The sequence below is a fragment of the Polyangiaceae bacterium genome, from assembly GCA_016715885.1.
Classification (GTDB): Bacteria; Myxococcota_A; Polyangia; order Polyangiales; family Polyangiaceae; genus Polyangium.
Window position 1 is genome coordinate 596,579 of the sequence record JADJXL010000001.1, and the last position, 13,389, is coordinate 609,967.

The window sequence follows — 13,389 nt, forward strand, 5'->3', positions numbered from 1 at the left end:
AAGTGTCAGCGCATGTCGCTGGATCTCGACGCCGACGAAATGCCGAGGAAAAGCGTGCTCCAGAGCTGAGCGGCATTCGATTCGGCTTCGTGACCTTTCTTTTGGCCGAGAAGCAAAAACTCGGCTTGCCCATCACGAGGCTCCCATGTCCAAAGCTCCCATTCTTGATGCGCTTCGGTCATTCGAATCGCTTGCCAGACAGCGCGATCCGATTGTTCGAGCAGCGCACGTGTGCGGGCTGGCAGGTCGCTGCGCGCGAGTTGCCGCGAAAGGCCCGCCGCCAGCATCGCTTGCTGGAATGACCAGACCACTGTGCCGTGATAATCGAAACGCGTGAATGCCGCGGTGATCGATGGATCCTCCGCGAGCGCCGGATTCGCGATGACGAGCCCCACGTTCGTCAGTAGTCCCGCCGGAAACGGGCGTATCATGGTCTGCGCCGCAAGCTCGAGGACCTCCGGCGACGGATGCGTATACAGCAGCGAGAAGCTCGTATCGCTGTGCATGACGGGCAAGGGCGCTCCTGGCGCGTAGAGCGCGAGCGCGTGATAACGTACCGGACCATCGATGGACGCGAGCGCCGGCGCTGGATCGAGCCGTTCTGACATTGCATACGCCCGAATGCGCTCTTTCGCGATATCCTCGGGCACCGTCATCCGGAAATGGCGCTCCGTCTCGAGCCATGGCGGCACGAGCGTGTCCGTCGCCTTTGCAGCAGCCGGATCGGGGCCCATCAGGTCGCTTGCGAATAACCGCGACGCGGCATCGAGCGCGGCAGGTACGAGCGCGGTGTTTACATCGAACGGTAAACGTGCGCCATCGAGGCCCAGCAGAGAATCGCGCCATTGCCCCATGGTCGTATGTGCCCAAATGGACAGCAGATGTTCGGGTACGGGCTTCAATGCATACGGGGTCGCTCGAGCCACCACGAATGCCAGGTTTTGCCGCAACGCGTGCCGGTACGTCCAGCCCGACGAAGTGGTTCTCGACAGAAATGCCTCCGCTCGTGCACGTCCCTCCGGTGAGTCGAGCAGATACGCAGCAGCGACCGGAGCGAGCAGCAGATCGTCGTCGATCATTTTATAATCGAAAATGGGTTGTGACAGGTCCGCAGGCATGGGCGGGCCTTCACGCAAATGTTTTATTGCGGCAAACTCCCCGAGATCCTCCTCATGGGCGACATTTCCATCGGGCGCGAGCCGCTCGAGCACCGAGCCGAGCCCAGCTTCGATGGCGGGAGGCTCGAGCACGGGAAGCAGCAGCAGGACGGAGATCAGGGTATCGCGCCCGAAATAAGTCAAAAACCTCCACGAGCCGGCAAGGAGTTTTTCCTCGTAGGAGAGAAAGGTGAGCACATTGCGGAGCCGCTCGCTGCCGCCGACCCCCGGGCGCAAGACGCGTGCAGTGGGTAATGGCGTGAGGGGCTCGTAATCGGTGAGCGCGGTGGCATGGAATTCGACGACGCCGCTCTCCGATATGAACACCGGATCGTCCTCCTCGAACGTCAGCACGGTGTCGTTATCGGGGCTGAGGTGGAGCTCGATGTGCCGCCCGTCGAGCGTTTTGCGGCGGAGCACGAGCGGCTGGCCGCGGACGGTTTCGTGGGCGAGCGTGTCCAGAAGAGCGGGGGGAATGGCTTCGGCCTCCTCGCCGACGGTGAAATCGCGCACGATGCGCACGTTCGTGAGCAAGGCCCGATCGAGCCGGAATCGGCCCACATTGGCGCGGAGCCGCGCCGACACACCTCGCATTCCGCGTTCCTGGATGACCGGCTCGAGTCGAGTGTCCGGTACGAATTGGAATTCAATGGGTTTTTCCTGGGTCGAGAACCACACGCCCACCGCCGCATTCCCAGCGGGGAATGCCACCACGAGGCGTGGCGACGTGCCCGATTTCGTGACACAATGCGCGGCCACTGGTCCTTCGCGATAAAAATGATTACCAATGATGCCGCTGGTAATCGAGAACCGAAGTGGTTCGTCTTTGGCTATTTCCTCGCCGAGGGATTTGTGAGACGTGGAAAGCGGGGCGGCGGTCCTGGAATCACTCCCCGCGCATGAGCTGCAAAGAAGCAGCGACGCTGCGAGCAATCGTCGAAAATGCATATCGAACATGGGGACCTCGTGCGCGGCGAGCGGGCGAAAGGAGCCCTGCGCGGCGCACGAATATGCAAAAGCATATGTTGGCCCATTGCGAAGGTGTGTAATGCGGGGACTCGCGCGTCGTCCCGGACGGGAGGACATCAATCGGGCGGGGGCCGGCCCGTCTCGAATTCACCCATTTGCTCGAGCTCTTTACCTTTGGTTTCGGGGATCCATGCGACGACGAAAAACAAGGAGAGGAGCGCTGCGAATGCATAAAATCCGTAGGATGCACCGAGTCCGAAGACCGAGGCCATGGTGGGGAACGTGAGCGATACCAAAAAATTGGTGATCCATTGCGCCGCCGCGGCGACGGCGAGGGCTGCGCCACGGATTTGGTTGCTGAACATTTCGCCCAGCATGACCCATACGACGGGGCCCCAGGAAAACCCAAATGAAAATACGAATACATTGAGTGAAACGAGGGCCACGAGCCCCGCGGATTCCCCGAGCCTCGGTAGCCCTTCGGCGGACATCGGCGCGCTCCCGAGTACGTAGGCCATGACCGACAGGGAGACGAACATGCCCGCCGATCCTGCGATGAGCAATGCTTTCCGCCCGACGCGATCGACGAGTGCAATGGCGATGAAGGTCGTGGCCACGTTCGTCGCTCCGCCGATGACGGTGAGCAGCAGCGCGCGTTCTTCGCCAAACCCCACGAGTTGCCAGAGCAGGTTCGAATAATAAAACACCACATTGATGCCCACGAGCTGCTGGAACACGCTCAGGCCAATGCCGAGCCAAACGATGGGCAAGAGGCCACCGCTTTTCGCCAATAGATCGCTCATGCGTGGTTTGTGCCCGCGACGCAGGCTCTGGTGAATCTCCTCGACCTTGCCAGGCGCTTGTTCGGCGCCGAGAATTTTGCCGAGCACGACGAGCGCCTCGCCATCTCGATTTTGCGCCACCAGGTATCGTGGCGATTCCGGAATGCGTAGGGCGAGCACGCCCCAGACGAGGGCCGGGATGGCTTCCATCCAGAACATCCATTGCCATGCGGCCGGGCCGAACCACCATGGTTGCCCTGCACCTCCAGCGGCCCGGGCGAGCGCATAATTGCTCGTGAGTGCGATGAAAATGCCCGTCACGATGGCGAGCTGCTGGAGCGAGCCGAGCCGGCCACGCTTGTCCGCCGGCGAGACCTCGGCAATGTATGCTGGCGCTAGCACGCTTGCCGCACCGAATCCCAAGCCGCCGATGATTCGCCAAAGCGTGAAGTCCCAAATGGTAAAAGGCACCCCGGAGCCGAGCGCGCTGACGAAGAGCAGGGCTGCGGCAATCACCATGCTCTTTTTTCGTCCGATCGCATCGGCAATGGGCCCGGCGAAGAACGCGCCGAACGCAGCGCCGGCGAGCGCCATGGCGACGGAGAGCCCGATCCAGAAATCCGCCGCCGCACGGGTGGCAGGCAGCCCCAGGTTGAAGGGAATGCGGCCCGGCTCGCCGGCCGCCATGAACATTTTTTGAAGAACGGGCACGGCGCCATTGATGACTGCGGTGTCGAAGCCAAAAAGAAAGCCGCCGAGCGCGGCGGCCACGACAATTGCCAGGACATGTCCCAGTTTCCCGCCGGCCCGTTCTTTCATGAATGACCCTCGAGCTTGCCAGTGCCACACGAGCACGACGTGCGAGGCCGTTCGGCACCTTGTCGATGTTGAGCAAATAGCCGTCCATCGGTCGAGCGGCTGCTTGCGTTCCGCCCCCGATTCAACGGAGCTGATTGCCGCGGATCAGTCCCCCGCCACGGAAAAACCTTCCGCCTGAAGCTCGGCGATCCTCGATTCGAGATCCGCCCGCGGGTTTTTCGATTTCACCACGCGATTGAATTCGTCGCCTTCGGCGTCGCGAATACGCAGCTCGAGCGCGCCGTCGCCCATGCGTGCCATCCAGACCCGACCGTCGGGATGCGTGAGCCGAGCGTCGAATTCGGGCGTTTTCGGCGCAGCTTCTTCGGTGCTTGCATCTCCACCCGAATCGTCGCGCGGTTTTCGTGAGAGAACCTTTCCCCTCTCGCCTGGTGGAATCGGCGGCACCGTTGTTGCGCGTCGTTTTCGCCATTCGAATGGCTCGACGAAAATGCGCGTCATGGGCGACCCATTCCATTCGTGAGGAACGCCGAATCGATCGAGCGCTGCGCAAATCTCGCGTGCAATCGCCACTGTTTTTTCGTCCTCGCCCTCGTACGAGCCATACGCGAGCATCAACCCTTCACCTTCGACCCCCCGCTCGGTGTCTTGCTGATGATAAAAGACGTATCCGCGTGTTTTCCGCTCGGTCATGGCTTCGGCGGCCGCAGAATGCCCGCAACTGCTGCAACACCAGTAGTCTTGCGCGGCGAAGATGCCCGCCTGTTCGAGGAATTCGAATGCCTTGTCGATTCGGTCGTTCGTGCTGACGCCGCGCCAGGACTTTTCTTCGAACTCGGCCTGGTTCCACAGCTTCGCCGCATAACCACGCAGCTTGCCGGCAATGCTGGCGGTGTTCGGGTCCGCGGTCATCGTCTTGACCGCATCGAAGAGGTCCTTTTTCGAGCGCCCTGCTTGCACGATGCGCCGCACTTCATCAAACAAATGGCCGTGCTCCGACATGCGCTCGAGCCTACCAGCGAAAGCGAGCGGTTGTAAAGGGCCAATTCGTTTGCACTTTCTTGGCCGATCATCTACTCTACGCTTTGCACCAAGTGGGGAAGGGGTCAGCTTGTCATGAATCATCCGCTACCAATCTGCGGTTCCTATTACACCGATTTCGGCATTCTTCATCTCTCGCTCGTTGGCGACAGCGTCGAAGGGACGTACACGCATCACGACGGCCATGTCAAAGGAACGCTGCGCGATGGCAGTATTTCAGGCACGTGGGTACAGCGTGGAAACGCCGTCGAGGGAACATTCCAATTCGACTTCGACCACGGGGCCAATCATTTTCAAGGTCAATGGACTGCCACGGACGGACGCAGTGGCACGTGGAATGGCGTGCGACTTCGATTGCCGCAAGAAAATGAAGGCGGCTTTCCTGGCGGATGGGGCAGTCATTCGGCAGGCCCGCTGCTTGCCGGCCCGATGATTGGCGAAGTGGGTGAACGTGACGCGCGGATTTGGGTCCAAGCTCGAGGCACGTCGCCCTTGACGCTGGTGGTCGAATCGGCCGATGGGCAAACGCGTCGTATCGTGCGCTCGCCGGAATGGGGCGACTGGTCATGCATCGTCTTCCATGTCGATGATTTACGCCCCGACGCTACGCATTCGTATTGGCTGGAAAATGAACATGGCCAAACGCCGGTCTACCCGCTTCCTCTTGCCCCGTCCGCGAGTGCCCGGGCCGTGCGGATCGCCATTGGTTCGTGCTTCAAATGGTATTGGCGCCAAGACTTGCCCATTTTCGATTCCATCGCGAACGAGCGCCCCGAGTGCTTCGTCATGCTTGGTGACAACACCTATTATGGGGCTCCTGATTGGCAAACCGAGCATACGATGATGCTGGCGCAGCTACGTGCACGCAACAACCCATCGCTCGCGCGAATCATTGCGCAATTCCCAACGCTTGGCGTGTGGGACGACCATGATTTTGGCCCGAACGACGCGGACAGTCGTTTTCCCGGCAAGGACATGTCGATGCGCGCATTTCGTCGCTCGTGGGCCAATGCTCGGTGGGGCACGTCCGGTATCGCGGGCCTATTTTCGTCCGTGCGCGTGGGACCGGCGGAGCTCTTTCTCCTCGATAGTCGTTGGTACAGGAACGCGTCGGCCAAGACGCTGCTTGGCAAAGAGCAGCTCGAGTGGCTCATCGATGCGCTGACGCAGAGCGACGCTGCCATGAAAATCGTCGCGTCACCGACGCAGGTTTTGGCTGAAGCGGCGGTTCGCAAGCAATGGGAATGCTTTCGCCTCAACGCGCCTGGCGAGCTCGACTTTCTTTTACGCGAAATTGAAAATCGCAACATCCGTGGCGTCGTTTTCGTGAGCGGCGATCTGCACATGGCAAACCTTTTCCATTGCGAAGGGCGCAGGTTGCCGGGTGGATTCGGGCCGGACTTTTGGGAGCTGACGGCGAGCCCTCTTGCGAATGAGCCATGGATGGAATCGATTGACGACGAAGACCCGGGGCTCGTCTCCGAATGCATCGATAGTTGCAATTATGGCATCGTCGACATCGATCTCGACCGCGTGGGGGCCGAGGTGCGCTTGATATGCAAAAACGAACGCGGTGAAGTGTTATTCGAGCAGCCCGTGGCTCTCGACACGCTCGGCATACGTTGATGGAGGCGGTGCTCCGACGGGTGCGAAAGAGCCTGACGACATCGATCAGGAGGGTGACGATGCATGAGCATATGCGTACGATAGCAGCGATGGGTTTTTTGGGGGCTGTTACGATGGGGCTGACGCCGCTCGGCTGCACGAGTCGTCTTGGTCCGGTACGAGCTTCCCAAACAGAGGGAAGAGTCGATCACCCCAATGTTCCAGATATCACGCTCGCGCGAGCCAGCGACTGCGTGGCCGAATATGGTTCTCAGTTGGAGCCGGGGCGTCACAGATTCGACGCGAAGGTTTATGTGGATGAAGACGGCGACAAAGAGGACGTGACGATTGACGATATTCCCAACACTGCCTACGACTTGGGGGCGTGCATGCGGAATGCGTTGCGTGCCATGCCCATTGCCGAAGAACCCCTGCGTCAGGGCGTAGCGACCCTGAAATATCGACGCGAGCATCCGAACGCGGCAGAACGTTCGCTCACGAGCTCACCCATCGTGGTCGTCGTTGCGGGCGTGACGATCGTCGTCAGCGAATTGGTGCTCGAAGCAGGTGCATACACGATTGTCTTTGCAGTGACCGTGAAAGTGGTGGACAAGGCGGGGAAAGAAGTGGCAGACGTGCTGCGGAGGATTCCGAGAATAGATGATGACGAAGATGAAGGCCAAGACGAATGCCTCGACAGATACGTAAGGTGCATGGGTACGCACATCAGCCGAAAGGATGGTAATCACTGGAAGGAGTCCAGATGCGGAACGTGCCGATCTGTGTGCCAGCGACTAAAATCTTGGCCGACCGAGGTGGGAAACGGATCCTGCGAGTATTGGAATCGAGATTGGGGACGTTGAGGGGACCATGAGCATGAACCGAGATGTGGAGTTCGAAGCGGAGTTCGTCAAACGCAGCATGGCGATCATGGGGCGCAAGCAAGTGATGAGCTTCGAGCAAGTGGTTCGCCAGTATCGCCAAATCGAAGTGGAATTCGTCGAGCGCGCGGGGGATGACGAATCCCGGGTCATAGAAACGAAGCGGCACATATCGCAGTGGCTACTAATGGACGCGGAGAGAACCAAACAGCCCCACGAGGTTTGTCGGGACATCTGGGAAGAGTTGGTTCAGCGGGGGTTTTCAGTCGTAGACCTCAAGCATCTGATGGGCCGAGCTTACGCGCGGTGCTGCCAATGGAATGGCGAATTCGACGCAGGCCTCGCGGTGATCGAACCGCTCATTGCGGAGGTCGCACAGTACCCAAAGGACACGACGCTCACGCCGATAGACCCTGACGTCTTCGGGTTAAATCTCGAAATGCACAACGAAGTACGGAACGAGCTCAAAGCCGGTGTTCGTGAGCGCCTCATGCCCATGAGCCGACCATTCGATCCCGAAGAGCTGGCGTTGACCGCGCGCATCAATGCGGTCTACTTTCGCGAGCTCCAGGAGGAGCTGAGCTTCGAGGAAGCAGCGCGCGAATATCGCCAAATCGAAGCGGAGTTCGTCGAGCGCGCGGGGGATGACGAATTCCACGCCGTGGAAACGAAGCGGCGCATCACGGAGTCGCTCCTCAAGTCCGCACGCGAAACCCAGCAGCCCCACGATGTCTGCCGGGAGCTCTGGGAAGAGCTTTTGCTGCGAGGGTTTACGAATGAAGAGCGGCGGAACACGATGAGCAGACTCTACGCGAGGTGCTGCGCAGAAAATGGCGAGCTCGACGCAGGCCTTGCGGTGCTCGAACCGATCATCACGGAGCTCGAACAGCGGCTCGAAGATACGACGCTCACGCCCGACATGCGTCGCTCTTGCGAGAGTGCCCTCCAGGCCCACCACAAGCTACGGGACAAGCTGAAGGCCGGGGTCCAATAGTCGTCGAGCGCGGGGAAGATGCACGCCGACCCCCCGAACCCACGCTCCTCACAAAAACGTCTCACAAAATTTGTCCCCGCCCACATCGCGCGATTACCTTCCGCAAGCGCAATCCATACCCACCTCAGCCACCCAGAGGAGCTGTCATGCGCAAAATTGCTCTCAGCCGCAGCTTGATCTATTTCCTCGAAGAAATCGAATACTCAGAAGCCGGCCTATCCGCCGATCCCGATGCTTCATCATTGGCACCCGCGTTTCAAGACGCCCTGATGGATTGGGAAACCCTCTTCAAAAAGGAGCGATTGGGAAGACGCAACGTCGTCCGCGCCGAAGCCTTGGTCGCCGTTCGCAACGAACGCATCGATGCCACCACCGTGCAATTCGGAGCGCTCGCCCGCGCCGCCGCCCCCGAGCTGCTCGACCGGTGTTTCAACATTGCCCCGGGCAAATTCATTCGCCGTAACCTCCGCAAGCAATGCGAAACGACGAAAACCGTCATCGTGCCCGAAATCGCCAAGCTTGCGCCCGAGCACCCGTGCAAATCGTTCGGCGGACAGCTCGATGCATTGGCAGACGGCGCCGTGACCGCGCTCGACGATCGAGCCAAAGCCATGGGAAATCGCCATTCTTCAGCCAATGACGTGCTCGAATGGAAAGAAGGCGTCAACGCCCTGCGCACGACGACCTATGCGGAACTCTTGAAAATCGCCGTCGCAAAAGGCTTGCCCAAATCCTGGGTGGAATCCTTCTTCCGCCAATCGGATGGCGATACGGAATCGGACCCCGACACCGAATCGCCCCCCAGCACGCCGAATCCCTGAGATTGCCCGCCCAAAAATCGTGAACATGGGTCGAGCAGCATCGGCATGACCCATGTTCACGCCTCAACATGCTCCAAGATCGTTCGGTGCGACCCATGTCGAGCCCTTACCGCAGGTCGTACCGCATCGGCATGACCCATGTTCATGCCTCACCATGCTCCAAGGATCGTTCAGTACGACCCATGTTGCACCCTCAATATGAGTCGCGCCGCATCGGCATGACCCATGTTCACGCCTTGCCAACGGCCTTTCCGCATCGGTACGACCCATGGTGACGCCAAATTGCCGCGCACCTCTTGACGGTACCCGCGGCGCAAGGCGATCCTGGCGCCCATGGCGCATCGCTTCCTTCATCGCTCCTGCCTACCCCTTTCCGCACTTGCCTGCGCAGCCCTGCTCACCCTCGCACCCGCAGCACACGCCGATGTGAAAAGCCCCGACGGTTACTCGCTCGGCGACGGGTTCTACGCGCCTGCGGGGGCGCTCTTCGTCCACGCAGAAAAGAAACAGTGGCTCGCGCGCGTCGGCACGCAGCTCGATTGCGGAGGTCCCGACGTGCTCTCGGGGGGAAGCCTCAATGACCTCGGCTACGGATGGAACGGATTGCAGGGCACCGCCCGCATTGGCTCGGATTTCCTCTACGCATTCGCCTGGGGCTACGATGCCAACCCCGGCAGCTTGGGCGGCGAAAACCCCGATGGCTTCGCCGTGTACCGCGCCGTGTGCGGCGTGAGCTACGAGCAAGCGCTCGCATTGCAGCCAGGCGCCCCGGAGATGCCACCACCACTCGACAACGGCTTTCTGGGCGGGCTGCCGTCCGCGCCCGACGGCACCGTGTACCTGCCAACCCAGGACGGCTTCTACACCATGTCCCTCGACGCGCCCGCGCCCCCGACGCCGTTCGTGACGCGCGCGATGCTCCAGACGGCGTTCGCCGCTTTCCCGAATCCGTACCCGTGGACGAACACGCCCGTGGTCGAGCCGTTTTACCTGGCCAGCGCAACCATCGACGGCGCGGGACGCCTCATCGCACTCGTGGCGCAACGGATCGATGGCGAGGCGGCCACGGCTACATGGCTCGTGCGCATCGATCCGGACAAGACCATACACGTGATCGCCGAGCCGTCCGTGATGCGCGCGGCCGCGGTCCAGCCCGCGCCGATCGCTCATAGCGCGGCCCTCGGCACGACGCTGCTCGATTGCTGGCCGCGGTTCTGCCTCGTCGACTCCGACGGCCTTGCTCTACGGCAGCGATTCCCCCCAGGGCTCGTGCAGACGCCTTCATCGCTCGGCAACTTCGTGCCGAGCACGGCCGAACCCTTCCTCCAAACTCTCCTCGATAACGTGGCTCACCCCGTCACGTTCGATCCGAGCCGCCTCGACGCCGATCGCGACGGCCTGTCCCTCGCCGAAGAGCTTGCGCTGGGCCTGCCGGCACTCGACGGCGACGCCGACGACGACGGCGTGCTCGACGGCACCGAGGTGCGCTTCTTCCAAACCAACCCCAAAGACCCACAAAGCGGTCCTGCACGCACGGACGTCGCCCCCAAACTGGCGCCGTCGATGCGCATGGGCGACTGGTCGCTCTTCCGCGCTCGCATGGTCGAAGTCCACGGGCTGCACATCGAGGGGGCGTGGCCAGGCGCGGTATGTCACCGCGTGCTGGACATGAGCGGCTTTCGCTGCCTGAAAGGCGACGGCGCGCCGGTGCGGAGCGAGCTTTTCGATTACGGGACGTCGCCGAAATTCACGGCCGGGCTGACCCACGCACTGCTCGGCAACAGGGTTGTCGACGTCGCGACGGGCATGGAGACGACGACCGCGGGCAAGCCGGACACCGCCCACGATCCCGGGTTCGGCGCGACCACCTACCAGCGCGTCGACGATGACAAGCGCATCATGCGCTACCGCAATGGCGAGGCGTTCGCTGTCATCGACCTCGATCGCACGGCCTGCCCGATCCTGGGATCACCCGCGGAGGAGGCTACGCGTTGTCAGGACCCGGCCGAGGAGATCCTCGACGTCCACTACGTCGCCCCCGCCGGCTACCACGCGCCGACCCAGACGAACCTCTTCGCATTGCACACGCAGACGCGAGGCGCATGGCTCGTGGCCGTCAGCGACACGCGCGCCGAACGCGTCGCGCACTTGCAGGCGTTCGAGGACAAGCAGCCGAACTTCGCGCCGCTCGGGGACGGCGCCGTGGCGCTCGGCATGTTCGCCGAAAACAATGGCAAGGGCGGAGTCCTCTACAACGTCGATCAGGGCTTCCGCACGATTGGCGAGCCTTACGGGCGAAAGAGCATGCCGCCGAGCGGCGGCGTGTGGTTCCGCGACGGGCTTTTGCAGGGCACGTCGTACGCGTGGTACACGATGCCGCCCTCGACCAGCGATGAGACGGGCGGCTGCGTATCGGTCGGGGATATCACGCTGTGTGGCTTTGACAGCCCGGTGGTGATGCCAGACTACACGACGCAGATTTACGTTTACCAGGAATGGGTGCCCGTTCCGGAGAAGCTCGAGCCGGGCGAGGCGCTGTTTTTCGCGAACTTACGCAATGTGGGGGGCGGGGCGTTCGTGACGCTGAGCGAGCCGGATTGGGCGCTTTATCGGCTCACGCGAAAAGGCGGCACCCATCGATGGATCGACCGGCCGATGTTCGAATCGCTGCTCGACGCAGCCGGCAAGAGCGCGATCGAGGCCGAGGCGCTCGGGCCCATTGTGGCGCTCGGCGCGCGGGACGACGCAAAGCGGGTGTGCATCGTGGAGAAGCCGGCGAGCGAAAAAGCGCGCCTCTTCGAACTGGCGCTCGACGGGGCGGCGGACGCGCCGACGGGCATTACGTTGCAATCGCAAACGTCGGCGGCGGCATGCGTGTATGGGCAGGGTGGCATTGTGGTGCTTGCCGAGGCCGATGCCGACAGCGAACTACGGCTGCCTGATGGCACGACGCACGCGCTCCCGATTCCCGACCCATCGGGCGTCGTTGCCGTGGACGGCGGCTGGCTCGCGTGGGGTCGCGCGGGAAAGGCGGCGTGCGTCATTGGTGGCAACGTGCAGCCGACGCTCCCGTCCGTGGTCGCGGCCGATTTCCGCGACGGCCTCGTGTATTATGCCGACGCCGACGGCATGCCCTTCGTCGCAAACCTTGCCGCGGTGTGCGGAGGCGACGGCGCGCAGGTGGAGGCACTCACGGAGACCGTGTATTCCGAGTATCCCATGAGCCTATGGAGGTTCGCGTCGAAGGTCGGCTCGGTCGTACTCGAATCCAACGTGAAACGTGCGCACCTCACGGCCTTGCCGTCGGGACATGTCCTTTATGCGACCGAGGGTCTCGGGTACGATTCGGCGAGCGCATTTTATCATGATCGATTGTTGCGCCTGCGTCCGGCGTTCAGGCCGGCGCGGTGGGACAAGCGCATTGAAAAGCTCGATCCGCGGCGGCACGAGCAAGCTCTCCATGCATTCGACACGATTCAGGCCGAGAACCTCACGGCATTGACGGTTGTCCCGTGGACGACGTGGGAGCTTTCGGATTGGGAGTATTTGGGTATGACTCCGCCGCCTCCATGGGTTGGAGGTACCGATCCCGATCTCACGCCGATCCCCTGGCCCGATTCCAAGGACGACGACGCGTCGTGCGCGTGCCGCGCGGCGTCTTCGGATGACAACCCTTCCGTGCAGCTTGGGTGGCTCGTGGCTCTTGCGGTGGCGTGGGCACGCAAGCGGCGCGCAGGCCATTGTCCAGAAAGGTCCTTTCGATGAAGACGTCTTTTTCAATGTGGAGTTTCGCGGCGCTCGCCGCTCTATTCGCCAGCGGGTGTGGTGAGGAATCGCTCGACCGCGGTTCGCTGCGTTGCTCGAACGTGGAGGTCGACCAGGACTTTCATCCTGTGACGGGCAAGCTCGACGTGATGATGAAGGAGGGGCCTCCGCCGTCGGATCAATGGCTGCTCGCGACGCAGACGACGTACGGGGCCAAGGTGAATGGTTGCGCCTTGTTCGAGGACGTGGAGCGGTGGACGATATCGCTCGATTTTGCATTCCCGAGCGACATGAAGGACATCACGAGCGAGACGAAGGTGAATTCGGAGGGGCTCGAGGCGCCTTATTTCCTTGGCGCGGTATCGATTCGTGATGAGAAAGGCGCGCCGCTGGAGCTATTCACGTTTGGCGGGATCTCGACGCCTGGCGGCGAGGTTTTGGTGCAGGAGTACAGCCGCGAGGACCGGACGTTGCGCGCCACGGCCCGCGGGTATTTCGATTTCGACATCGACGTCACGTGGACCGAAGAAGCGCTCACGGGCGAGTGAAACCGTA

General features: G+C 61.8%; 9 protein-coding genes. 6 read left to right on the plus strand and 3 right to left on the minus strand.

Translation table 11 applies throughout. The annotated features are described in order from the left end of the window. Positions 1-5 precede the first annotated feature (5 nt). From IPM54_02550 to IPM54_02560, 3 genes are all read right to left on the minus strand, one after another. Positions 6-2,114 carry a hypothetical protein gene (locus IPM54_02550; protein MBK9258697.1) on the minus strand — a complete coding sequence of 703 codons (2,109 nt, stop codon included), beginning with the start codon at positions 2,112-2,114 and terminating at the stop codon, positions 6-8. Between the two features lie 128 nt (positions 2,115-2,242). Further along, entirely contained in the window at positions 2,243-3,727 is a 1,485-nt protein-coding gene (locus IPM54_02555; protein ID MBK9258698.1) for a sugar porter family MFS transporter, read from the minus strand. A 144-nt stretch (positions 3,728-3,871) separates the two neighbouring features. After that, a complete protein-coding gene (locus tag IPM54_02560; protein MBK9258699.1) occupies positions 3,872-4,729 on the minus strand; it encodes a hypothetical protein in 858 nt (285 codons plus the stop codon). Positions 4,730-4,843: 114 nt separating this feature from the next. Between IPM54_02560 and IPM54_02565 the strand changes: the two genes are divergently transcribed. The 6 genes from IPM54_02565 (at position 4,844) to IPM54_02590 (ending at position 13,382) form a co-directional block, all read left to right on the plus strand. After that, positions 4,844-6,394 (plus strand): alkaline phosphatase family protein, encoded by a 1,551-nt coding sequence (locus IPM54_02565; GenBank protein ID MBK9258700.1) that lies wholly within the window; start codon positions 4,844-4,846, stop codon positions 6,392-6,394. A gap of 59 nt (positions 6,395-6,453) precedes the next feature. Continuing rightward, complete coding sequence (locus IPM54_02570; GenBank protein MBK9258701.1) at positions 6,454-7,236, plus strand: hypothetical protein; 783 nt, start codon at positions 6,454-6,456, stop codon at positions 7,234-7,236. A gap of 7 nt (positions 7,237-7,243) precedes the next feature. Beyond that, positions 7,244-8,248 (plus strand): hypothetical protein, encoded by a 1,005-nt coding sequence (locus IPM54_02575; protein ID MBK9258702.1) that lies wholly within the window; start codon positions 7,244-7,246, stop codon positions 8,246-8,248. Between the two features lie 146 nt (positions 8,249-8,394). Further along, complete coding sequence (locus IPM54_02580; protein MBK9258703.1) at positions 8,395-9,069, plus strand: hypothetical protein; 675 nt, start codon at positions 8,395-8,397, stop codon at positions 9,067-9,069. A 426-nt stretch (positions 9,070-9,495) separates the two neighbouring features. Beyond that, on the plus strand, positions 9,496-12,834 hold the full coding sequence (locus tag IPM54_02585) for a hypothetical protein (protein MBK9258704.1): 3,339 nt from the start codon (positions 9,496-9,498) through the stop codon (positions 12,832-12,834). Next, positions 12,831-13,382, plus strand: a complete 552-nt coding sequence (locus IPM54_02590) for a hypothetical protein (GenBank protein ID MBK9258705.1) — start codon at positions 12,831-12,833, stop codon at positions 13,380-13,382. Before IPM54_02585 ends, IPM54_02590 begins: the two co-directional genes overlap by 4 nt. Positions 13,383-13,389: the final 7 nt, after the last annotated feature.